The 23,464-nt window shown below is 59.9% G+C and carries 23 protein-coding genes; 22 read left to right on the top strand and 1 reads right to left on the bottom strand.

Annotated features, from left to right (window positions below):
• The first annotated feature begins 161 nt into the window (after positions 1–161).
• From ACTQXO_RS01055 to ACTQXO_RS00955, 21 genes are all read left to right on the top strand, one after another.
• The gene (locus ACTQXO_RS01055) at positions 162–584 is read left to right on the top strand and encodes a prepilin peptidase (protein WP_441041128.1); all 423 of its coding nucleotides are present in this window, start codon (positions 162–164) and stop codon (positions 582–584) included.
• 31 nt (positions 585–615) lie between these two features.
• Complete coding sequence (locus tag ACTQXO_RS01050) at positions 616–1,863, top strand: deoxyguanosinetriphosphate triphosphohydrolase family protein (protein ID WP_441545368.1); 1,248 nt, start codon at positions 616–618, stop codon at positions 1,861–1,863.
• A 60-nt stretch (positions 1,864–1,923) separates the two neighbouring features.
• Positions 1,924–3,273: a replication-associated recombination protein A gene (locus tag ACTQXO_RS01045; protein ID WP_441545367.1), complete on the top strand. Its 1,350-nt coding sequence runs from the start codon at positions 1,924–1,926 to the stop codon at positions 3,271–3,273.
• A 100-nt stretch (positions 3,274–3,373) separates the two neighbouring features.
• Positions 3,374–3,964 (top strand): hypothetical protein, encoded by a 591-nt coding sequence (locus ACTQXO_RS01040; RefSeq protein ID WP_441083346.1) that lies wholly within the window; start codon positions 3,374–3,376, stop codon positions 3,962–3,964.
• Positions 3,957–4,334, top strand: coding sequence for an ATP-binding protein (locus tag ACTQXO_RS01035; protein WP_154515503.1), 378 nt, complete (start codon positions 3,957–3,959; stop codon positions 4,332–4,334). The genes ACTQXO_RS01040 and ACTQXO_RS01035 overlap by 8 nt, the downstream gene beginning before the upstream one ends.
• 1 nt (position 4,335) lies before the next feature.
• A complete protein-coding gene (locus ACTQXO_RS01030) occupies positions 4,336–5,127 on the top strand; it encodes an RNA polymerase sigma factor SigF (RefSeq protein WP_427717298.1) in 792 nt (263 codons plus the stop codon).
• A complete protein-coding gene (locus ACTQXO_RS01025) occupies positions 5,124–6,533 on the top strand; it encodes an AI-2E family transporter (protein WP_427747351.1) in 1,410 nt (469 codons plus the stop codon). Before ACTQXO_RS01030 ends, ACTQXO_RS01025 begins: the two co-directional genes overlap by 4 nt.
• A gap of 148 nt (positions 6,534–6,681) precedes the next feature.
• Complete coding sequence (gene alaS / locus ACTQXO_RS01020; RefSeq protein ID WP_441030826.1) at positions 6,682–9,339, top strand: alanine--tRNA ligase; 2,658 nt, start codon at positions 6,682–6,684, stop codon at positions 9,337–9,339.
• Between the two features lie 17 nt (positions 9,340–9,356).
• Complete coding sequence (ruvX, locus tag ACTQXO_RS01015; RefSeq protein ID WP_035138185.1) at positions 9,357–9,785, top strand: Holliday junction resolvase RuvX; 429 nt, start codon at positions 9,357–9,359, stop codon at positions 9,783–9,785.
• On the top strand, positions 9,778–11,211 hold the full coding sequence (mltG, locus tag ACTQXO_RS01010) for an endolytic transglycosylase MltG (RefSeq protein WP_441030829.1): 1,434 nt from the start codon (positions 9,778–9,780) through the stop codon (positions 11,209–11,211). Before ruvX ends, mltG begins: the two co-directional genes overlap by 8 nt.
• A 2-nt stretch (positions 11,212–11,213) precedes the next feature.
• Positions 11,214–11,711, top strand: coding sequence for a YqeG family HAD IIIA-type phosphatase (locus ACTQXO_RS01005; RefSeq protein WP_117646451.1), 498 nt, complete (start codon positions 11,214–11,216; stop codon positions 11,709–11,711).
• Between the two features lie 8 nt (positions 11,712–11,719).
• Positions 11,720–12,253, top strand: coding sequence for a shikimate kinase (locus ACTQXO_RS01000; protein ID WP_154515515.1), 534 nt, complete (start codon positions 11,720–11,722; stop codon positions 12,251–12,253).
• Positions 12,250–13,359 (top strand): hypothetical protein, encoded by a 1,110-nt coding sequence (locus tag ACTQXO_RS00995; RefSeq protein ID WP_441545366.1) that lies wholly within the window; start codon positions 12,250–12,252, stop codon positions 13,357–13,359. Before ACTQXO_RS01000 ends, ACTQXO_RS00995 begins: the two co-directional genes overlap by 4 nt.
• Before the next feature lie 132 nt (positions 13,360–13,491).
• On the top strand, positions 13,492–14,622 hold the full coding sequence (locus ACTQXO_RS00990; RefSeq protein WP_427717316.1) for a M24 family metallopeptidase: 1,131 nt from the start codon (positions 13,492–13,494) through the stop codon (positions 14,620–14,622).
• Between the two features lie 159 nt (positions 14,623–14,781).
• Positions 14,782–15,345 carry an elongation factor P gene (gene efp / locus ACTQXO_RS00985; RefSeq protein WP_154515524.1) on the top strand — a complete coding sequence of 188 codons (564 nt, stop codon included), beginning with the start codon at positions 14,782–14,784 and terminating at the stop codon, positions 15,343–15,345.
• A 24-nt stretch (positions 15,346–15,369) separates the two neighbouring features.
• On the top strand, positions 15,370–15,732 hold the full coding sequence (locus ACTQXO_RS00980; RefSeq protein WP_441016288.1) for an Asp23/Gls24 family envelope stress response protein: 363 nt from the start codon (positions 15,370–15,372) through the stop codon (positions 15,730–15,732).
• A 3-nt stretch (positions 15,733–15,735) separates the two neighbouring features.
• Complete coding sequence (gene nusB / locus ACTQXO_RS00975; RefSeq protein ID WP_427717322.1) at positions 15,736–16,320, top strand: transcription antitermination factor NusB; 585 nt, start codon at positions 15,736–15,738, stop codon at positions 16,318–16,320.
• Between the two features lie 2 nt (positions 16,321–16,322).
• On the top strand, positions 16,323–16,589 hold the full coding sequence (locus ACTQXO_RS00970; RefSeq protein WP_154515533.1) for an exodeoxyribonuclease VII small subunit: 267 nt from the start codon (positions 16,323–16,325) through the stop codon (positions 16,587–16,589).
• 8 nt (positions 16,590–16,597) lie between these two features.
• The gene (locus ACTQXO_RS00965; protein WP_441031234.1) at positions 16,598–17,401 is read left to right on the top strand and encodes a TlyA family RNA methyltransferase; all 804 of its coding nucleotides are present in this window, start codon (positions 16,598–16,600) and stop codon (positions 17,399–17,401) included.
• Positions 17,398–18,258: an NAD(+)/NADH kinase gene (locus ACTQXO_RS00960; protein WP_427728169.1), complete on the top strand. Its 861-nt coding sequence runs from the start codon at positions 17,398–17,400 to the stop codon at positions 18,256–18,258. The genes ACTQXO_RS00965 and ACTQXO_RS00960 overlap by 4 nt, the downstream gene beginning before the upstream one ends.
• The gene (locus ACTQXO_RS00955; RefSeq protein WP_441030839.1) at positions 18,248–19,876 is read left to right on the top strand and encodes a DNA repair protein RecN; all 1,629 of its coding nucleotides are present in this window, start codon (positions 18,248–18,250) and stop codon (positions 19,874–19,876) included. Before ACTQXO_RS00960 ends, ACTQXO_RS00955 begins: the two co-directional genes overlap by 11 nt.
• A 220-nt stretch (positions 19,877–20,096) precedes the next feature.
• On the opposite strand, the gene ACTQXO_RS00950 is transcribed toward ACTQXO_RS00955, so the two are convergent.
• Entirely contained in the window at positions 20,097–20,954 is an 858-nt protein-coding gene (locus ACTQXO_RS00950) for a MurR/RpiR family transcriptional regulator (protein WP_441030842.1), read from the bottom strand.
• Between the two features lie 271 nt (positions 20,955–21,225).
• Between ACTQXO_RS00950 and ACTQXO_RS00945 the strand changes: the two genes are divergently transcribed.
• Positions 21,226–23,235, top strand: coding sequence for a fructose-specific PTS transporter subunit EIIC (locus ACTQXO_RS00945; protein ID WP_427728173.1), 2,010 nt, complete (start codon positions 21,226–21,228; stop codon positions 23,233–23,235).
• Positions 23,236–23,464 lie beyond the last annotated feature (229 nt).

Below are 23,464 nucleotides of genomic sequence, written 5' to 3'. Positions count from 1 at the left end.
CGAAGAGCTCGACGGCCCGCCTCCTGGACTCCAGGTCGTGCTTCACCCTGAGGTCTATACTCATGGAAAACCTCCCATTTCCCGATGTCCAAGAAATGGGAGGCAGTTCAATAGAACCTTTGCGGTGGTTTTACGTTTGAGCGCTCAGTTGAGGGGTTTCGATGTTCTATATCCCGTTTTGGATTTGCATCTTTGCCGGCGCCGCGATTGATGCCCGCGAGCGGCGGTTTCCCAATGAGCTTGCCGGCGCGTGTGCGGTGGCGGCGTTTGCAGGCGTCTGGCTCGACAAGGGCGTTAACATGGCGCTTGACCACGCCGGTCTTGCGGTCATCGTCTACCTTGCCCTTGTGCTTACTGAGTCACTCTGGCGTCGCCTTCGCCATGCCCCCGGCATTGGCATGGGGGATGCCAAGGCGCTCTTTGCCCTTTGCACCTTCGATCCCCTGGGCGGCGTCGTCGCGTTTGCAGTTGCGCTCCTGACCCTTGCCGCCGCCTGTCTCATCGTAAAATCGCGCTCGCTGCCTTTGCTGCCGTTTTTAGTGCCAATATTTGCCATAATCGAGTTCGTGGGTAGTACGCTGTAACCGTTTGCGCGCCCTTTTTAAGGAGCATGCCATGGCAATCAATCAACAGACAGCCGCCATCAAGGCGCGCCTGGATCGCATTCCCGCGGCGTTGTCGCCCGAGCTGGTCGAGCGCATTGCCGCCGACCGCGCCTCGGGTGTCGTTAATCCCTATCGATGCGGTGACGACCAGGCCATCCGCCGTGTCGATCGGGCCGCAGACGAGGGCACGCTTATGCGTCCGGCCTTTATGCGCGATATCGAAAAGATTCTGCATCTGCCAGCATACACACGTTATGCAGGCAAAACGCAGGTCTTCAGTTTTCGCAGCAACGACGATCTGTCGCGCCGCGGCCTGCACGTGCAGCTTGTCTCGCGCATCGCTCGCGATATCGGGCGTGCTCTGGGGCTCAACTGCGATCTGATCGAGGCGATTGGCTTAGGCCACGACTTGGGCCACACGCCCTTTGGCCATGCCGGTGAGCGTTTCCTCAACGATATCTATCACGAGCGCACGGGTCGCTATTTTTTCCATAACGTACAATCCGTTCGCGTGCTCGACGCGCTGTACGGCCGCAACGTGTCGCTCCAGACGCTCGATGGCGTACTGTGCCACAACGGCGAGTACGAACAGCGTGTTTTTGAGCTTTCGGACATGGGTTCCTTTAACCAGTTCGACCGAACCGTCGAGGAATGCATTGCCACGGGTTATAGCGCAATTGAGCACCTGCGCCCCATGACGCTCGAGGGCTGCGTGGTTCGCATCTCGGATATCCTTGCCTACGTTGGGCGCGATCGCCAAGACGCCATTGCGGCGGGCCTGCTGTCACCCGACGCCTTTGACGATGACCTGGGCGGTGCATACAACAGCTGGATCCTTACGCATGCCTCTATCGATATCGTCGAGCACAGCTATGGCAAGCCGCGCATCGAGATGAGCGAGGACCTGTTTGAGGAGATCCGCCGGGCCAAGCGCGAGAACTACGAGAAGATCTATAGCAAGGGCGGCATAGAAGGCGACTCCGAAGCGGAGCTGCGCGAGGCCTTCGAAAAGCTCTATGACCGTTGCCTGCGGGATATAAACGAAGGCGACGAGTCCTCGTATATCTTTAAGCACCACATTTCTCGCATTGAGCAGCAGCTTTCCTACTACGATCGCACCTATGCATGGCAGGACGATAAGGACCAGGCGGTCGTGGATTACATTGCGAGCATGACGGACGGTTATTTCTGCGAGCTCACGAGCAAGCTGTTCCCGGGATTGATGTTTCCGCACCGTACCTATATTAACGAACGGTAGTTCGTATATATTCGGTATACTGTTCATGGAAAACGTTTTTGATTGATGCACGGGATGGCTATGGACGACCTTTTTTCTGCTTCGACGCGTGAGCGTTCTTTTCAGAATGCGCCGCTTGCGGTGCGCATGCGGCCCAATTCGCTCGACGAGTACGTGGGCCAGCAAAAGGCCGTCGGTAAGGGCTCGTGGTTGCGTGCCGCGATTGAGCATGACGTGCTGTCGAGTGTGATTTTGTATGGGCCGGCCGGTACGGGCAAGACGACGCTGGCCCACATTATCGCCAACCATACCAAGAGCGAGTTTGTCGAGGTCAGCGCCGTGACGGGTACTGTGAAGGACCTGCGCCGCGTGATTGACGAGGCCAAGACGCGCCTGAATACGTACGACCGCCGCACCATTCTTTTCATCGACGAGATTCACCGCTTCTCCAAGTCGCAGCAGGATGCCCTGCTGCATGCGGTTGAGAACCGTACCGTCATTATGATTGGCGCCACGACGGAGAATCCGTACTTCGAGGTCAACTCGGCGTTGCTCTCGCGCGGTCGCGTGGTGGAACTTGAACATTTAAAGGACGAGGATATCGCCACGCTTATCGAGCGTGCGCTCGAGGCGCCGCAGGGTTTGAACGGCAAGTTCTCGGCCGATGAGGATACGGTTAAGACCATCTGCACGCTGGCTGCGGGTGACGCTCGCTCGGCACTCACGACGCTCGAGCTTGCGAGCGAGATTGCCGTCACGCGTCCCGATACCGAGGGAACGCCAGCGCCGGCGGCGGGGGAGCGTTATCCCATTACCGTGGATGACGTAAAGATTGCCAATCCGCGCCGTGGTTTTTCGTATGACAAAAACGGCGACATGCACTACGACATCATCAGCGCGTTTATTAAGTCTATGCGCGGCAGCGACCCCGATGCCACAATCTATTGGCTCGCGCGCATGATCGATGCGGGGGAGGACCCTAAGTTTATCGCTCGCCGTATTATGATTCAGGCTTCTGAGGATGTTGGCAACGCCGACCCGCAGGCGCTATTGGTGGCGCATGCCGCGTTTAAGTCTGCCGAGGTCATCGGTTATCCCGAGTGCCGCATTAATCTGGCTCAGGCTGCACTCTATGTGTGCTTGGCGCCAAAATCCAACGCGTGTGAGGCCTCGATTGATGCGGCGTTGGCCGATATTCATTCAAGTGGGCTGCGCGAGGTGCCGAGCTATCTACGCGATCGTCATCGCCCGGGCAGCGACGAATACGGTGTGTATAAGTATCCGCATGATTATCCCGAAGGCTGGGTCGATCAACGCTATTTGCCCGAGGGGCTGGAGCGCGGCGCGTTTTGGCGGCCTGCCGGCCGCGGCTGGGAAGAGTGGCGTGTAGAGCAAAGCGAGCGCGACCGTAGCGGGAATGCACCGAAGTAGCTGCTGGTAATTTTGTCTCACGTTGCTGCTCTTGGCATGTTCGGTCCCCTTTGGGGTACCATGAACAGCGTCTGTATTTCGATTCCTTCGGGAGGCTTGTATGAGTCCCATCCAAATCGCCCTGCTGCTGCTCGCCGTTGCCGGCGTGTGGGCTGTCATCGAGCTCGCGCTCACGCTGCGAAAGACCCGCACTGTCGTTGATTCGCTCGACAAGACGGTGAGCGATCTTAACAACACTATCGCCGAGGCTCAGCCCGTGGTAGCAAAGCTCGATGGCGCCGTCGATGAGCTCACCCCCGCGCTGGCGCAGGTTGAGCCGCTCCTCAAGTCGAGCAAGACCGCCGTCGACGCTCTTACCTCCAATCTCGTAGAGGTCGAAGCCGTGGTTCGCGACATTTCCGAGGTTACGGGCAGCATGGCCGAGGCCAGCAATGCTGTGTCGAGTGTGACCGACTCTGCGGCCGGTGCCGTTCAGAAACTCTTTAACAAGGTGAAGGCCCCCGCGGTCGAGGCCGAGCGCAATCTTTCCGCTGCCGCCGAAGCCGAGCAACCGACCGAGCGTGTCCTGATTGGCGAAGCCGGGGACGATGCCGCTGCTGGTGACGATGATGCACAGAAGCCTGCTGCTAAAGCAGCCCGGTATTACACCTACACGCCCGCCGAGACCTCCGAGGAGTCCTGCGATGAGTAGTGAAGCAACTTGCTCTATCACGCTGACTGTTGCCGGGGATCCGCGTCTGGCACGCCTGGTACGCATGACGGCGGCTAATGTCGGCGCTCTGTGTTCCATGTCCGTCGATCGCATCGAGGACATTCGTATGGCTGCCGAGGAGGCCTTCATCTTTGGCTGCACGGCCGTTGATTCTGACGTTATCTCGATCAAATTCGATGTCGATGAGTCTCACGTGGGCATGACCTTCACCTTTGGCGACCAGGCGACTGTCGATGAGGATGACCAGGCCGCCGTATATGCCGAGCTCATTCTGGCAAGCGTGTGCGATTCCTACGAAAAGACTGCGGCGCCTCTGACGCTTTCCCTCGATCTCAAGGCGGATATCTAATATGACCGAACGTTCCCGGAGCGGTAAGACCGCTTGGGACAAGGAGAAAACCCGCGAGCTGTTTCGTCGCTACAAAGAGACCGGTGATCCGGACGCCCGCGAGCAGCTCGTCATGTCCCATATGAACCTGGTAAGGTTTCTTGCCAACAAATTTAAGAATCGCGGCGAGCCGCTCGACGACCTCATGCAGGTCGGCTATCTGGGTTTGCTCAAGGCTATCGACCGCTTTGACCCCGAGCGCGGACTTGAGTTCACCACGTTTGCCACGCCCACCATTCTGGGTGAGATCAAGCGTCACTTCCGCGACAAGGGTTGGAGTGTGCGCGTTCCGCGTCGCCTACAGGAGCTCTCTGCCAAGGTTAACCAGGCCACCGACAAGCTCACTAACGAGCTGCAGCGCTCGCCTAAGGTTGAGGAAATCGCTGAGTACCTAGACGTGACCGTTGACGAGGTGCTGGAGGCCATGGAATCGTCCTCGGCCTATACCTCGGTGCCCATCGAGGCCCCCGGTGCGTCCGATTCTGACGACGCGCCTTCAATTCTCGACCGCTACGCCGACGACGACAACGAGCTCGACTTCACCGATGACCGCCTGGTGATTGAGGAGGCCATCCGCGATTTCTCGCCGCGCGAGCGCGAGGTTATCGAGCTGCGTTTCGTAAAGGGCATGACCCAGATCGAGATCGCCAAGAAGCTGGGCATCTCGCAGGTGCAGGTCTCGCGCCTGCTGCGCCGTACCCTTAAGAAGGTTCAGGACAAGATCGACCCCGACGGAGTGATGGTTCGTTCATGAGTGAACACCCCCAACAAACCGATCGCGCGCTGCGCGATACCCGTATTCTGACGCTTCGCATTTGGGCCGTCGTCGGCTGCATTGTCATCGCCGCCGTCATCTTTAACCTTATGGGTATCTTGGCGCCGGTTATCGAGTTTCTAGCTGTCGGTTCCATCATCGCTTTTGTGATGTCGCCGATTACTAACTGGCTCGAGCATCACGGCGTTAACCGTGGCATTGGTTCGCTTATCGCGCTGATCGTGGTCGTTGCTGTGCTCGTCGGTGTCGTTTGCATCTTGTCGCCGATTCTCTTTGGCCAGATCATGGAAGTCTTGAGCCGCCTGCCTGAGCAGCTTCGTGTTGCGGGCGGTGATCTTAACGAGATGGTCTCGCATGCCAAGACGCTCAACAACACGCCGCTCAAAGAGTATCTGGACGATAATCTTTCTTCGCTGGTTACCGTGGCGTCCAAGTATGTATCTCAGATTGCCGCTGAGCTTGGTCGCGGTGTATTCCCGTTCATTACCAATACGGCCTCGCAGCTGTTCGTCATCTTCCTCGGTCTGGTGCTTGCCTATTGGCTGGCCTGCGACTATCCCCGTATGCACCACGAGGTCTGCACCATCATAGGGCAGGAAAAGGAGACCTCGTACCGCTTTATGGTCGCGATTCTTTCGCGCTCGGTCGGCGGTTATATGCGCGGCATGGTCGTGACGTCCATCTGCGGTGGCATCCTCGCCTTTATCGGCTTTACGCTCATTGGCCATCCCTACGCGGCACTCATGGCCATCTTTACGGGCATTATGCACTTGGTCCCGGTTGTCGGTCCCTGGGTGAGCGCGGCGATCGCCACGGTGCTCGGCTTTATGTTCAGCCCGATGCTGGCTTTGTGGACCTTGGTCGTGACCATGGTGGCACAAAATGTCACTGACAACGTCATTTCGCCTAAAGTCATGCAAAGCTCGGTCCAGGTGCATCCCATCATGAGCCTGACGGCACTCGTTATCGGTTCGGCGCTTATGGGCGCCATCGGCATGGTTATCGCCATTCCGCTGTGCGCGGCCCTCAAGGGCATTTTCGTCTACTACTTTGAGAACGAGACCGGCCGTCAGCTCGTGGCATACGACGGCGCCGTGTTTAAGGGCACGCCGTATCGCGATACTGAGGGTAACCCGGTCGCCGCCTACGATGCGCTTGGAGACGATACATTCATCTATGAGTCCGAGCTCATCGGTAACGAGACTGCGCCCGAGGCCCAGGCCATGCCCAGGCCCGAGCTCGATAACCCCTGGATCAAGCTCTCGGGCCTTCAGCCCGATGCTACGGGCTTTTTCAAGAATCCCTTCGCCAAAGATGACGATTCCAACTCGGACGACGATACCAATACCGGCATCGACGGTTCCATGGACGATGATGAGCAGTAAGCCATTTCAAGTTCAAGTTCATAGGCAATAACGTGCAAATTCGCTGGAGGGTCGCTGTTTGGCGACCCTCTTTTTTGCACTTGCGCGGTGGGATGGTAATATCGTTACGTTTGAACTGTTTCGATGTGAAACCGAGGAGATTCCCTCTATGAGTGCTGACTACCCGTCAATGACTACGGCTGAGATTCGCTCTAAGTTCCTCAACTTCTTTGAGGAGCGCGGTCTTAAGCTCTATCCTTCTTCGTCCCTCGTCCCCGACGATCCTTCGCTGCTGCTTGCCAACGCCGGCATGAACCAGTTTAAGGAGTATTACCAGGGCAAGAAGACCATGAAGGAGATCGGCGCTATCTCCTGCCAGAAGTGCGTCCGCACCAACGACATCGACTGCATCGGCGAGGATGGCCGTCACCTGTCCTTCTTTGAGATGCTCGGCGACTTCTCCTTTGGCGGCGTCTCCAAGCAGCAGGCCTGCGCTTGGGCCTTTGAGCTCATCACCAAGGAGTTCAAGCTGCCGCTCGACCGCCTGTACTTCACCGTCTTTACCGAGGACGACGAGACCCATGACGTGTGGCGCTCTCTGGGCGTTGCCGAGGATCACATCTCGCGTCTGGGCGAGGACGACAACTTCTGGGCCGCCGGCCCCACCGGCCCCTGCGGTCCGTGCTCCGAGATCTACTTTGACATGGGCGAGGAGGTCGGCTGCGGCAGCCCCGACTGCAAGCCCGGCTGCGACTGCGACCGCTTCCTGGAGTTCTGGAACCTCGTCTTTACCCAGTACGACCGCCAGGAGGACGGCTCCATGCCGGAGCTGCCGCACCGCAACCTCGATACGGGCATGGGCCTGGAGCGCATGGCCGCTATCATGCAGCACAAGACCGCCAACTACGACGGCGATCTGATGCAGCACCTCATCAAGCTGGGCGAGGAGATCAGCGGCAAGACCTATGACGCCGACGATTACTCCGGTGCCAGCCGCTCGCTGCGTATCATCGCCGATCACTCCCGTGCCGTCGACTTCATGATCTCGGACGGCATCCTCCCCGGTAACGAGGGCCGCGAGTACGTCCTTCGCCGCCTGCTCCGCCGCGCCGTGTTCCACGGTCGCCTGCTGGGTATCGAGGGCGCCTTCCTGACCAAGTTCATCGACGAGGTCAACGCTCAGATGGGCGAGGCCTATCCCGAGCTGCTCAAGAATGTCGCGCTCGTCAAGGGTATCGTCGCCTCCGAGGAGGAGCGCTTCTCCACGACGCTCGACAACGGCCGCGTTTACCTGGACGAGGCCCTGGCCGCGCTCGCCGAAGGCGCCGTGCTTCCGGGCGATGTTGCCTTTAAGCTGCACGACACCTTTGGTTTCCCCATCGACCTGACCGTCGAGATCGCCGGCACCGCTGGCCACGACGTCGACATGGACGGCTTTACCGCCTGCATGGAGGACCAGAAGGCCCGCGCCCGCGCCAATGCCAAGGGCGACGCCTGGGGCAGCTTCAACGACGTGTGGGTCGAGCTTTCCGACAAAGTTGCCGCGACTGAGTTCGACGGCTATGACAACGACGTCATCGAGGGCGCCAAGGTTGTCGCCATCGTGCGCAACGGCGAGTCCGTCGAGTCCGCTGCCGCCGGCGAGGACGTCGAGGTCGTGCTCGACCGCACCCCGTTCTATGCCGAGATGGGCGGCCAGCAGGGCGACGCCGGTAAGCTATCCGCCGAGGGCGTTACGCTGACGGTTGCCGACACCAAGAACCACAACGGCCTGTATGCCCACGTCGCCCACGTTGCCGAGGGCACGCTGACCGTCGGCGCTACCGTGACCGCCGCGCTCGACGCCGAGCGCCGTGGCTTCCTGCGCCGCAACCACACCGCCACGCACCTGCTCGACGCCGCCCTTAAGCAGGTCCTGGGCGAGCATGTCTCCCAGGCCGGCTCGCTGGTGACGCCCGAGCACCTGCGCTTTGACTTCACTCACTTCGAGGCCCTGTCCTCCGAGCAGCTCAAGGCTGTCGAGGACCTGGTCAACCAGCAGATCTTCGCTTCCAAGCCGGTCGTTACCCGCGTTATGGGCATCGATGAGGCCAAGGCCGCCGGCGCTGTCGCCCTCTTTGGCGAGAAGTACGGCGACGTTGTCCGCGTTGTCTCCGTGGGCGCCGAGGACCAGCCGTTCTCTCGCGAGCTCTGCGGTGGCACGCATGCCGCCAACACTGCCGAGATCGGCCTGTTCAAGATCATTTCCGAGTCCTCCACGGGCTCCAACGTCCGCCGTATCGAGGCCGTGACCTCTAAGGGCGCTCTCGATTACATGGCCGACCGCCTGGCACTCGTCGACGCCGCTGCCGCTGCGCTCAAGTGCCGCGTTGACGAGGTTCCCGCTCGCGTTGAGAGCCTGCAGGCCGAGCTGCGCGAGACGTCCAATAAGCTCAAGAAGGCCCTGACCGGTGGCTCCTCCGACGCTATCTCCAATGCTATCGAGGGCGCCGTCGATCTCGATGGCTACAAGCTTGTTGTCGCCGAGCTCCAGGGCCTTGAGGCTGCTGACCTGCGCAACGTCTGGGATACTGTGCACCAGAAGGTCGCTGGCCCTGTTGCCTGCGTCGTCGCCAGCGTGACCGAGAAGGGCACCCCGGCGCTGCTCGCCGCCGGCTCCGATGACGCCGTCAAGGCCGGTTTCCACGCCGGCAACGTGATCAAGCAGATCGCGGGCCTGGTCGATGGTCGCGGTGGCGGCCGTCCCAACATGGCCCAGGCCGGTGGCAAGAACGCCGCCGGTATCGCCGATGCCCTCGCGGCCGCTAAGACCGCGCTGGGCGCCTAAGAACCGAAGTAGTCGCTGTGGTCGCGCTCGCGCTGGACATAGGGGAGACCAGGATCGGCATCGCCGTCTCGAGCCGTGATGGCAAGATGGCGATGCCCGTCAAGGTACTCCCGGCCGCCGAGGTCACCGGTATGGCCAAGACGTTCCGTTACCTGGTCGAGGACTATGAGCCCGACATCCTGGTAAGCGGACGTCCCTTGACCATGGCCGGCGAGCCCGGCCCCCAGGCCGAGCGCGTCGCCGCCGTGGCACAAAAGATCGCCGACGAGCTCGATCTTCCGTTGGAGTTTGAGGACGAGCGTCTGTCCTCGCAAGAGGCAAAGCGTATCTTGCGCGAGCAGGGCCTCAACGAAAAGCAGATGAGGGGCAAGATTGACATGATTGCCGCCAGCCTGTTTTTGCAGACGTGGCTCGATCGTAAAAACGAGGAGGTTTCGCATGCCTAGCGCTTCCGATCCGCGCCAGCCGAATCGTACACGTCAGCCCGCGTCGCGCCCTGCCCAGCCTGGCCAGCGTCCGGCACAGCCGACGCAGCGCGCAGCTCAGCCTGGCGCGCGCCCGGTGCAGTCCTTCGCTCGTTCGGCCCAACCTGCTCAACGGACGGGTCAGCAGCCTTCTGCTCGTTCGGTTCAGCATCCGGCTTCTCGCGCGGCTCAGCAGCCCACTGCTCGTACGGCCCAGCCTGCAGGCGGTACCCGCTTTAAGCAGCAGGCACCTGTCCGGCGAACGCAGGCCACCCAATTGCATTCGCCCCATGCTCGCGGTTTGCATGGCGTTGCTCCGGCGACCCGCTCGAGCTGCGACATGCGTGCTCGACGCGGTGCTCAAAAGAAGAGTTCTCCGGTTCCCATGATCATCGGCGTTGTGGTGGCGGTGCTCGCGCTTGCTGCGATCGCTTTCTTTGTCGTGCCGGCCGTCAAGGGCTTCTTTGCCGGTGAGGATACGAAGGTTACGGCTGGTCAGCAGGTTACGGTGACCATTCCCGACGGTGCTTCGGGCGACACCATCGCCTCGATCCTCTCCGAGAACCATATTGTTGAAAATCCCAAGGATTACTATGCGGCGGTCAAAAAGCTCAATGCCGATATGTCGCTCAAGCCTGGTACCTATTCGTTCACCACATTCATGGATGCGACCAAGGTTGTTCAGCAGCTCATGGAAGGCCCCAATGCGGGCTCCAATGCGCTTACTATTCCCGAGGGTCTAACGGTCGATCAAGTCGCCGACCGTGTGGCCCAGGCCTACGACAGCATCTCTAAGGAAGACTTCCTCAACCAGGCCAAGGCCTCCAACTACGTGGACGACTATAGCTTCCTTAAGGGCGCCGCCAACGATTCGCTCGAGGGTTTTCTGTTCCCCAAGACCTATTCGCTGGGCAAGGACCCGAGCGCCGATGACGTTATCCGCGCCATGCTCGATCAGTTCAACACCGAGTACAAGTCTCTCGATTTTGCCGTGTGCGAGGCCAAGATCAAAGAGCGTTACGGCGTGGAGATGTCCGATTACGACATCATCAATCTCGCTTCCATCGTTGAGCGCGAGGGTCTCAACGCCGAGCAGCGCGCACATGTCGCCTCGGTCTTCTACAACCGCCTTGCCGGCAAGCTCGACGGTCTGCGTTATCTCAACAGCGATGCGACCATGATGTATGTCACCGGTGGCGAGGTTTCCGCCGACGACCTGCAGAGCGATAGTCCGTACAACACCTATAAGCACGAGGGTCTGCCACCCACGCCCATCTGCTCCCCGTCGCTCGAGGCACTCAAGGCCACGCTTGAGCCGACCGACTCCGATGACCTGTATTTCTACATTACGCAGGACGAGGAGTACTTCTCGCAAACCTACGAAGAGCACCAACAGTCTTGGAATTAAACATGAGGATTTTCAGCCCCAAACGATATGTTGCATCCGTCGACCGCATCGACCTTGATACCCTGTGGGCCGACGGCAAACGCGCCATTCTGCTCGATCGCGATAACACCCTGGTGCCGCGCGACACCGAGCAGGTTCCCGCCGCGGTTTCCGCTTGGCTCGACGCCGCCCGCGCCAAAGGCTTTAAGCTGTGCATGGTGTCTAACAACTGGCATCGCGACCAGGTCATGAGCTCTGCACGCGAGCTGGGACTCGAGGCCATTAGCCACGCCATGAAGCCGGCTCCGTTTGCCCTCAAGGCGGGTCTTAAGCGCCTCGGCGCCACGGCCGACGAGGCGGTGCTGATCGGTGATCAGCTCTACACGGACGTGTGGAGCGGCAATTTCGCCGGCGTCGATACCATCCTGGTAAAGCCGCAGGCCACTCAGGACCTGTGGTATACGCAGATCTTCCGTATCTTTGAGCGCCGGGCCCTGCGCGACCTTCCCTGCGAGGAATAGGTCTCGCTATGTCCCAGCACACCAAACACGGCTGCGACCATATCTTCTTTATCGGCTTTTTGGGCGCGGGCAAATCGACGCTTGCGCGCAACGTGGGCACTATGTTCAAACGTCGCTTTATCGATACCGACCGCCTTGTCGTGCGTCGTTGCGGTAAATCGGTGACCGAGATTTTTGAGACCGAGGGCGAGGAGCGTTTTCGTGAGCTCGAGACCTCGGCGCTCCGTTCGCTCCAAAGCGAGCGCAGCCTGCTGGTTTCCTGCGGCGGAGGTATCGTCGAGACTCCGGTGAATATTGAGCTTATGCACCAGATGGGTATCTGTGTGTATCTCGAAGGTGACTTTGAGGATTCGATTCGCCAGATTCGTCGGTCCGACACGCGTCCCGATTTCCGTTCGCCCGAGCATGCCGCGCGCCTGTTTGAGCATCGCCGTCCGCTATATCGCCAGGCCGCCGATATTACCCTTGATATTCGCAACAAGTCCTTCGAGGACGTTTCCTACCTTTGTGCCGAGATGCTTTTGGAGCGTGGGCTGCTATGATTCGCCGTCAACTGATCAATTTCCAAAACCGCAGTGTCGATGTCCGCGTCGGATTGGGCGCGTTCGAGGAGCTGTCGCGCATGTTTGCCTCGGCTGTGGGCAAGCCTAAGCGCGCGTTGGTGGTTTGGAACGACGCCACGTCAGAGCGTTTTGGCGAGGTCGTCGAGCATGCGCTGGTTGATGCCGGTTTTGTCGTGTCGCAGCTCCCACTTGAGGTTTCGCCTGCTGGTGCCACGCTGGCCGATGCCGATGCCATCTTTGGCGCCCTATCTGCCAACGGCATTACCTGCGACGATCTGGTTGTCGCCGTTGGCGATGCCGCAACCTGCTCGGTTGTTAGCTGGTGTGCTAATCAGTGGTGCGGTCGTACCGAGTGCGCCTTGCTGCCGACAACGTTCGACGCCATGCTCACGGTCGCGACGACCATGAAGCCGCTCGTCGCCTCGTCGTCGAATGCACTTCCCACTATCGCGTTCCGTCCCGAATCGGGCTTGGTCGTGTGTGACCTCGACCTTGTTCGCGAGGCGGACCCCGAGGATCTCAAGCTCGGCTATGTGGTGCTTGTTGGCACCATGCTTTCGAGCAGCAAGTCCCGCTGGAATCAGTTTACCGAGACTGTTCCCGAGATTCTTGCTGGCGAGGAGGTCGCGCTCGTCAATGCTGTGCAATGGTCCCAGACCGCGCGCAAAGATGTGCTCATGGCCACGAACCCCAGTGCTCGCCATGCACTCGATTTTGGTAAGACAGGGGAGCGCACCCTTCGCGCCTGCCTGGGCGAGGCCGCGGCTAATGTTCCCGCATACCAGCTCCTTTCCGAGGGTATGCGCTTTGAGGCGCGCCTAGCACATGATGCCTGTGACTTCGATATCGACAATGTGTTTGATCTCGACGATTGCCTGGAGGACTTTGGCATCGAAGAGCTTGCCTTCGACTTGGAGCCCACCGCGTTTATCGAGGAGTTCCGCAAGCAGCAGTTTGCTCGCTCAAACCGCAGCATGCTGCCGCTGCCCGCGGCGCTCGGCGCCATTCGCCTGACAAATGTCGAGGACGAGATTCTCGAACGTCATGCGCAGGCGTATCTGGCTTCTCGCAAGGAACTTTTTTAACTTTATTGACATCCATCGTCTTTCGTATCATTTTGAGGGACGGGTTTTCAATCGGTTGCGAATCGCTTGCGGTTCGGCTATTCGTTTGAAGCCCGTCCTGCTCTTTTTGAGGACAATAAGAAAGGAATCTGAATGTCTGAGTTTGCTGCCGGTCCTGCCGGTCGTATCGAGCGTGTCCGTGCCCTGATGGTCGAGCGCGGCTACGATGCTATCGTCGTGCGCGATGAGGCCAACCTCCGTTGGCTCACGGGTGTGAAGGGCGTCTTCGATTACACCTTCGAGTTTCCGCACGCCGCATTTATTACGGCCGATCAATGTCTGTTCCATACCGACTCGCGCTATCTCAACAGCTTTGAGGAGAACACGCCCGCCGGCAGCCCCTGGGTCTACGACATGGACGAGGGCACCATCCCCGGTTGGGTTGCCGACAAGATCGCGGCCAACAAGTGTCGCGTCTGCGCCGTCGAGGATGACATGCAGATTAACTTTTACCAGGGTATTCAGCGTGGTCTTGAGGATCGCTCCGTCGCCTGCATGCTGCCGCTGATGCATGACGACATTCGTAAGATGCGCGCCATCAAGGATGCCGAGGAGATCGAGCTCATGCGACACGCGCAGTCGATCACCGATGCCGCCTTCCAACACATGCTCGGCTTTATTAAGCCCGGTATGACCGAGAAGCAGGTCCGCAACGAGCTCGAGAACTTTATGTTCGCCAACGGTGCCGACAGCTTGGCCTTTGGCTCCATCGTCGCGAGCGGTCCCAACACCGCCAACCCGCATGCCGTCCCGAGCGACCGTGTCATCGAGAAGGGCGATTTCGTCCTCATGGATTATGGCGCGGGCTACTGCGACTATCGCTCCGATATGACGCGTACCGTCGTGATGGGCGAGCCCACGCAGGAACAGCTCGACCTGTACGAGCTCGTGCGCCGCACCCACGAGGAGTGCGTCGCCGCTATCCATCCGGGCGTCGAGGGTAACGATATCTTCAAGCTTTCCAAGAAGATCATCGGCGATGCCGGTTATGGCGATTACTACAACCATGGCCTGGGCCATGGTGTCGGTATCGACATCCACGAGCTGCCCAACTTCAACCGCAGCAAGAACATCATCGAGGTCGGCTCGGTTGTCACCATGGAGCCCGGCGTCTACCTGCCCGGCGTGGGCGGCGTGCGCTTGGAGGATTACGGTGTTGTCACCGAGAACGGCTATGAGCCCTTCACCAAGACCCCGCACGACTTGCACGTCATCGACTGCTAAGCCATTCAGTTTGATTTTGGAAGCGGGGCGTCCGAAATGATTCGGGCGCCCCGCGTTCTCTTTTTATGCGCTCGCCGCAGGCGCCGCCTGCAAGTGTATAATTTCGCTCGTATGTAATTTGGACGCTTGTGCGTTCTACCCATAACAAGAAAGGTCGCTATGCCTACCATTTCTACCGCCGACTTCAAGAACGGCCTCGGTCTCCGCATTAAGGACAAGGTCTACACCATCGTCGAGTTCCAGCACGTCAAGCCGGGCAAGGGTGGTGCTTTTGTGCGCTACAAGACCCGCGATATCAAGAGCGGTCGTGTCGTCGAGAACACCTGCAACGCCGGTACCAAGTTCGAGAGCGTCATGCTCACCACCCGTGAGTTCCAGTACCTCTACAACGACGGCGCCGACTACATCTTCATGGACAACGAGTCCTACGAGCAGGTTCCCGTTCCCGAGGACATGGTGGGCGAGAACTCCAAATGGCTGCGCGAGAACGACACCTGCCAGTTGCTCTTCGCCGACGACGAGCTCATGGGCGTGACCCCGCCGATGTTCATCGAGACCACCATCGTCCAGACCGACCCGGGCTTTAAGGGCGACACCGTTCAGGGTTCCACCAAGCCGGCCACCATCGACACCGGTGCTGTCATCCAGGTCCCGATGTACCTCAACGAGGGCGAGGTCATCAAGGTTGACACCCGCGACGGCAAGTTCGTCTCCCGCGTCTAGCAACCAACTCTTCTAGGAGGACTCATGCCCCAGGAAATCAAGATTGACGGCATCGGTATTTCGCCCGATGTTCTGACCGCCATCGTCTCGCGCGCCGTCACGGATGTCGAGGGCATCGCCTCCGTGGGCGTCAAGGACCTTGCCACCAACCTTGTCTCCATGATGCTTTCGTCCAAGTCCCCGGCTTCCGATCCGGCGGTAGAGGCCGAGGTCATCGGCGACAAGCTCGCACTCACCGTGCGCGTCGTGGTGTTCTTTGGCTATCCGTTCAAGAAACTCGCCGAGGCCGTTCGCTCCGCCGTGGTCGCAGCTATCGATGCCCAGGTAGGCGTCGAGGTCGAGCGCGTTGACGTTTGCATCGACGGCCTCGTTTTCCCCAAGGAGTAACCTTTGAGCCTTAAGGTTTATCGCGGGCGTACGCTTGCCCGCAGTCAGGCGCTGCAGCTGCTGTTCCAGGCCGAGGCCACGGACAGCCCGCTCGAGCGCGTCCTCGAGGGCGATTTCCTGATCTCGAAGGGTCCCCTCGACCCCTACGCTCTGGAGCTGTGCCGCGGTGCCTACGAGTATATCGACCGCATCGACTGCGCCCTGCGCTCCATCGCCAAGAACTGGGACCTTATGCGCATGCCCGGCGCCGATCGCAATCTGCTGCGTATCGCCGTCTATGAGATGCGCTTCCTCACCGACGAGGAGGTCTCGGACGCCATCGTGATCAACGAGGCTGTAGAGCTTGCCAAGGCCTATGGCACCGACCAGTCCGCGTCGTTTGTCAATGGCGTGCTGGGCAAGATCGCGCGTAGCGAGGAGCTGCCGGGCGAGGACCTGTATCAGGAGCTGCTGGCCGAGGACCGCGCCCGCGAGGAGGCCCAGGCCGCCGAGGCTGCTGCCAAGGTTGCAGCCGCTCAGGCTGCGGCCGGCGTTCTCGACGAGGGTGCCGAGGTCGCCGAGGTCGAGACCGGTACCGTCGAGGAGTAGCCATGCCAGAGGGTTCCGTCCGCAACTTCGACGAGATCTCGGACCGCTTGGACCAGATCATCGCTACCGTTCGTTCCAAGGATACGTCCTTGGAGCGTTCGCTCGATTTGTTTGACGAGGCGATCGAACTTGGCTCCCGTGCGGTCGATATGGTCGACAAGTTTGAGTTGACGCCTCGTGAGGCCGATAAGCTCGAGCAGGAATACGATGAGGATGCGGCAAACGAATCCCAGGATAGCCAGGCCGCGTCTCCGGATACGAATGGTTGATGGCATTCATGAAACGCGTGCGTCTCGATGACGAACTGATTTCACAGGGCATCTGCGCCGACCGCGCGGATGCCCTTCGCACTCTTATGGCCGGCTTGGTCTCGAGTGGCGGCGAGCGTTTGACCTCGCCGGGCCTTAAGGTGGCGCCCGGTCTGCCCCTGCACGTGAAGGGCCGTATTCCCTACGTGGGGCGCGGCGGGCTCAAGCTCGAGGGCGCGCTCGATGCGTTTGGGATCGATCCCATGGGCCTTGCTTGCCTCGATGTGGGCTGCTCCACGGGCGGCTTTACCGATTGCCTGCTCAAGCGTGGCGCCGCAACGGTCGTTTCGGTCGATGTGGGTCGCGCTCAGTTTGATTGGTCGCTGCGCCAAGACGAGCGGGTGAGGCTCCATGAGCGCACCAACGTGACACAACTGCCCGAGCTTGGCTACGGCGGCGCTATCGACTTGGCTGTCTGCGATGTGTCGTTTACGAGTATCGCGAATATCATCGACGCCGTGTTGGCGTGCCTGAAGCCTTCGGGTTCGTTCTGCACGCTCGTAAAGCCGCAGTTTGAGGCGCCGGCTGCGTTGGTGGGCGAGGGCGGTATCGTGACCGACCCCTCCGTCCGCCGCGATACGCTTGTGGCGGCGATTGAGCTCTTTGCCGCCAAGGGCCTGTTCCCGCTCGACGTGTGCGTGTCGCCCATCCATGGCGCCAAGGGCAACGTCGAATTTTTCCTGTACGGCACGAGGTTTTCCTCTGGCGAGCGTGCCGACGATGAGCTGCAATCACAGGTAACGGCTTTGAGCGAGAAAGCTGCAACGCTATGAAGGTCTTTCTGGTTCCCAATTACTACAAGCAAGAGGCGGTCGAGAGCGGCCTTATGCTCGAGCTTTGGCTTTCGCGCCAGGGCTACGAGGTTGCATGGGCTGCCGATCAGCGTTCCAAGATCCAGCGTGCGCCCGATGTTGACGATGCCGACCTGGTCATTACGCTCGGCGGCGACGGCACGCTGTTGCGTGCCGCCCGCATTCTCAACTACCGCGAGATCCCCATCCTGGGCCTTTCCTATGGTCATTTGGGTTTTTTGACGGCTGCGAGCCCCGAGGATCGCGATATTTTGCAGGTCGTGAGCGATGCCCTTTCCGGTGAGCTCCATGTGAGTCGCCGCGCCACCCTCGCCGCGGATATCGTTTCGGTGCGCGAAGATGGCACGAAGGATGTCGTGCGCACGTTTGCCCTTAACGATATGGCGCTTACGCGCGGGCCCCTGTCCGATATGGTTGAGTTCGACATCACGGTGTCTGGCCATCATATCGACCGCCTGCGCGGTGACGGTGTCGTCGTTTCGACAGCGACCGGTTCCACCGGCTATGCGCTTTCCGCCGGCGGCCCCATCGTCAGTCCCGATTACACGGGCATGGTTTGCGTGCCCATCGCCCCACATACCATTCAGGCTCGCGCCTTTTTGACTTCGCCAAGCGATGTCGTTGAGATCTTTATGTCCGATGACCGCCCGAGCGTGCCTGCGATCGCCATCGATGGACAGTTTATTACCTGCGATGGCACGGTCGAGAGCGTGGCTGTGCGTCGCGGTCCCGGCGATGTTCTGCTGCTGGATTACGGCCCCGAGAGCTTCTATAACTCGGTGAGCCGCGTGTTCTACGGAGTTCGTCATGATCGATGAGCTGCAGGTTTCCAACATTGCCCTCATTCGCGAGGCGACGTTGGTTCCGAGCGCGGGCTTAACGGTTCTGACCGGCGAGACCGGCGCCGGTAAGACTGCGTTGCTCTCGGCGCTTAAGCTCATTCTGGGCGAGCGCGCGGATTCGTCGACGGTGCGCGAGGGCGAGACGCTTGCCAACGTCGAAGCGCGCCTGTTTGACGGCCCGCACGACACGGAGGGCTTCACCGTGCAGCGCAGCCTTTCTGCCGAGGGCCGTAGCCGTGTAAAAATTGACGGCCGCATCGCCAGCGTGCGCGAGCTTTCCGAGCGCGTCGGTGTGATGATGGATCTTTGCGGCCAGCACGAGCACCAGCGCCTGCTCGACCCGGCGCATCATGTTGCCATGGTCGATGCATGGGCGGGGCGCCCGGCGCTCGAGGCGCTCGATCGCTATCGTGCTTGCCTTAAGGTATCTCGCGCGGCTGCCAAAGAGGTCCGTCGCGTCGAAGAGGCCTCGCGTGCGCAGGGGAGTCGTGTCGAGGAGGCGCGCTTCGCTCTGGAGCGCATCGCCGAGGTCGACCCCAAGCCGGGTGAGTATGAGGAGCTCGAGGAGCTGCTGCCACGCTCCGAGCATGCCGAGGTGTTGGTGGCAACGGCCAACGATGCCCATGCGTCGCTTGCTGCCGAAGGGGGAGCACTCGATGCCGTGAACAGTGCCGTCGCGGAGCTTTCGCGCATGGCTACTGTCGATCGCAAGTTGGGTGATATCGCCGATGCGCTTTCGGATGCCTGCATCTCGCTCGAGGATTGTTCCAATGAGCTGCGTGCCTATCGAGATGGGGTCGCCTTCGATCCGCGCGAGCTGGCTCGCATGCGCGAGCGGTATTCCGATCTTAAGGGACTTTTGCGTCAGTGGGGTCCCACCATGGACGACGTGTTTGCCATGCGCGATAGCTCGCGAGAGCTGTTGTCGCTGGTAGACGATGGTGATGAGCAGATTAAGAAGGCGCGCGAAGCGCTTGGCGCGGCGGAGCGCGAACTGTTCGCCGCCGCCAAGGCACTTAAGCGTGCACGCAATACGGCAGCCCCGCGCTTTTGCCACGAGGTTGGCCGTCAGATGGCGCGCCTGGAGATGGGCGGCGCCGAGCTCGTTTGGGACTCGCGCGATCTTCCGCGCGCCGAGTGGACGCCGGCGGGTCCTTCGAGCTACGAGCTTTTGTATCGTAGCGGTGCCGGATTGACGCCGCGCCCCCTGCGCCGCATTGCGTCTGGTGGTGAGCTGAGCCGTGTCATGTTGGCGAGCAAGGTTGTTTTGGGTAACGCGGACGGCGTGGATACGTTGGTGTTCGACGAGGTCGATGCCGGTGTTGGTGGCTCTACTGCACGCGCCCTTGCGAGCGTTCTGGCAGATCTTGCCGCAACGCATCAGGTGATTGTCGTAACGCACCTGGCGCAGGTCGCCGTCATGGCCGACAAACATTACGTGGTGAGCAAAGAGCCCGGCGACGTTCCCCAAACCCATCTGGATGAGGTGACCGGGGACGCCCGTACCGCAGAGATCGCCCGTATGCTGAGCGGCGATCAATCGGAGGCGAGCTTGGCCCACGCAAAGCAGATGCTCGAGGAAGCGCGTGCTTAGGCCGAGCCGTTACATGTATGTTCGACCCGGCCGCCACGAAACCGGCCCATCTACTACGTTTAATAGGCTATCGGCAACCACGCCTTGAATTGCAAAAAGAAAACCGCAGGTAGAACGCCTGCGGTTTTTCTATTTTCGGTTTGTGGTTGGGCCATACTGATAAAACGTAGTAGATGGGCCGGTTTCGTGGTGAGTGGCGTTTGTCGGCTCGCCAAAATTTCTATTCCACGACCTTATCCGGCTGGATAAGCTCCTCGTAGTAGCTGATGTGCTCTCGGGCGTCCTCGATTTCGGGCAGCAGGAAGTTGTAGATGACCTCGATGATCATCGTGGCGCTGATCTTGGAGAACGCAAAGTCGCCCGTGGTGAGCAGCGCCTCGTGGTTCACGGTATTAAAGGTGTAGTCGGCTAGGCGAGCAAGCGGAGACTTGCTGTCGCTGCTGATGACGACTACGGTGGCACCACAGCCTCGAGCCGCTTTTGCCATGCGATTCAGTCGACGCGACTTGCCAGAGTTCGAGATCAGCACGATAACGTCGCCGGGGCGCAACGTGAGCGCAAAGCCGATTGATGTCTCGCTGATGGTGCTTGACATACAGCGAAGGCCCAGTTGTGAAAACTTAAACGTCGCGTCAAGCGCAACGGCGTTGGTATTACCTACGGCTGCAAACTCGATAGCCCCTGCGTTCTTAAACGCGTGCACGACGGCTGCCAGTGTATCGTGATCAATGCCATCGATGGTCGCATTGAGTTCACTGACCTTTGCGGCGAGGATGTTTTTGAGGCTCTGCTCCATATTATCGAGCGAGACCTCGTCGGTCAGGCCCTCGTTGCGCTGGCTCTCCAGGTCGCGCGCCAGCGAAAACTGAAAGCTGCGAAAGCTTCCAAAGCCCAGCTTGCGGCAGAAGCGCGAGACGGTGGCCTCGGAGGTTGCGGCGGCGCGCGAGAGCTGGGCGGCTGTTAGGAGCGGTGCCTCGGACTGGTGCTCTAGGATATAGTCGACAATGCGCTGCTCGGACTCGCTGTATCCCTTGTGCGTGCTAATAAGGGAGAGTGCGCTCTTGCTGCTATTGGACATGGATGACTCCTGGTTGGCATTAAAAGCTGTCTTGTTGTGTGCCGCTCTAGTATACGGGGATTTTAATTACAAGATACACCTTGCTGTTTCAATAGTTGATGGTAAACTTTCATCGACCGTTTACGGTTATGAAAGAACCTTTCACCGGAGAATTGGGACATTTCCCTTTCCGCGAAAGCGCTGGGTTGGTATCTTTCAAATGTGGAAAAGCGCGCAAGGACGCGCGTGTAGGGGAGCGCCCGCGGGCGCAGAACTCAAGAAGGAGGGACACATGGCTAAGTTTGACATCATCGCCGCCACCGGTTGCCCGACCGGCATCGCGCACACCTTCATGGCGAAGGAGGCGCTGGAGAAGGCAGCTGCCGAGCGAGGTCTGACCATTAAGGTCGAGACTCATGGCCAGGTCGGTGTCGAGAACGAACTCACGAAGGGTGAGATCGCCGGTGCCAAGGCCGTCGTCGTCGCAGCCGATAAGGATGTCCAGGCGGAGCGTTTCGCCGGTAAGCCCATGGTTTCCGTCGGTGTTTCCAAGGCCCTGTCCGTCGAGGCTGCCGGCAAGCTGATCGACCGCGCTCTCGCCGCCAAGGGCGACGACACGGTTGCGGCTGCTGCCGATGTCGAGGATGAGGTCGAGGAGAAGGAGTCCATCGGTCACATCATCTATAAGCACCTCATGAACGGCGTCAGCCACATGCTGGTCTTCGTCGTTGCCGGTGGTGTTCTGACCGCCGTTTCGTTCCTGTGGGGCATCACGTCCTTCGATTCGACGGCTGCCGACTACAACAGCTTTGCCGCTATGCTCAAGATCATCGGCGGCATCGCCATGAACCTCATGGTTCCCGTGCTTTCCGCCTATATCGCCGAGTCCATCGGCAAGCGCCCGGCGCTCGTTCCCGGCTTTGTCGCCGGTATGATCGCCATCCAGGGCCTGCCCGTTAATGCCGAGACCGGCATGATCGATGCCGGCGGTGCCGGCGTGGGCTTCGGCTTCCTGGGCGGCATCGTCGGCGGCTTCCTCTCTGGCTATGTCATCCTGCTGCTCGAGAAGGTTTTTGCCAAGCTGCCCAAGAACCTGGACGGCCTCAAGGCTATCTTCCTGTACCCGCTGTTCTCGACCGCCATCGTCGGTCTGGTTATGCTCGGCATCTCCGGCCCCATGGCTGCCATTAACACCGCCATGATGGACTTCCTCAAGGGTCTGTCTGCCTCTGGCGCTGTTGTCCTGGGCCTTGCCATTGGCTGCATGTGCGCCTTTGATATGGGCGGCCCGGTCAACAAGGCTGCTTACGTCACCGGTACCGCTATGCTCACCGAGGCCCTGGCTGCCGGTGTCGGCACCGACACCTATAACTTCGGCACCAACTTCATGGCTGCCGTCTCCGCCGCCTGCATCGTTCCGCCGCTGATCACCACCTTTGCCGTTATCGTCGGCAAGAAGTATTTCAGCCAGGAGGATCATGACGCCGGTATCGTCAACCTCATCCTTGGTTGCACCCACATCACCGAGGGCGCCATTCCGTTCATGACCAAGAACATCTGGCCCGTCATGCCCATCATGATGCTCGGTTCCTCCATCGCCTCGATCCTGACCATTATGTTCAACGTCCACGATCCGGCGCCTCACGGTGGTTTCCTGGTCCTGCCCGTTGTCGAGAACGGTCCGCTGTGGGTCCTCGCGATCCTCATCGGCGCCGTGGTCGGTGGCATCCTGTTCGTTGCTTTCAAGAAGTATGACTTCGAGAAGAAACAGAAGGCCGCTCCCGCCGCTGCTGCTAAGCCGGTCGAGGCTCCCAAGGCCGCTGCCGTCGAGGCCCCCAAGGCTGAGGCTTCCGACTTCGTGAAGGTCGAGAACGTTTTTGTCGCCGAGGACTTTGCTTCTCGTGACGAGGCCCTGAGCTTTGTCTCCAACCAGGCTGTCAAGGCCGGTATCGCTGACGACGCCGACGCCGTAATGAACGCCTTCCTGGCCCGCGAGGCCGAGGGCACCACGGGCATGATGGAGGGCTTCGCTATTCCGCATGCCAAGTCTGATGCCATTACCGAGGCCGCCGTCATCGTCGTCAAGGACGACTCTGGCGTGACCGGTTGGGACACCATGGACGGCGCTCCCGTCAACGTGGCTATTGCCCTGCTCATCCCCGGTGCCCAGGCCGGCACCACGCATCTCAAGATCCTGTCCAAGGTCGCCGAGGCGCTCATGGACGAGGGCTTCCGTGCCACCGTTAAGGGTTCCACCGACGCTGCCGAGATCGCTAAGACGATCAACGCCCGTCTGGTCTAATCCCGCAGCTTGCGAATAACATCGCCCCCTGTATATAAGGCGGAGACTCCATCAGGGGTCCCCGCCTTTTTCAAGTTACCCGGTATTTAGACACGTTTCCTTTCTGCCGACAGTTCGGGATACTCCTCAGTTCACAGGAGGGCATAGACAACCGCATCAACCAGATTAACCAGGCGAACAAATTATCAGCCAGAATTTCGTTCGCACGATATTGCTTTGGACCGACTGA

It is taken from the genome of Collinsella sp. LCP19S3_D5 (assembly GCF_052121415.1).
In the GTDB taxonomy this organism is placed as follows: domain Bacteria; phylum Actinomycetota; class Coriobacteriia; order Coriobacteriales; family Coriobacteriaceae; genus Collinsella.
The sequence above is the reverse complement of the archived record's forward strand: the minus strand, read 5'-3'. Positions and strand labels throughout refer to the sequence as shown.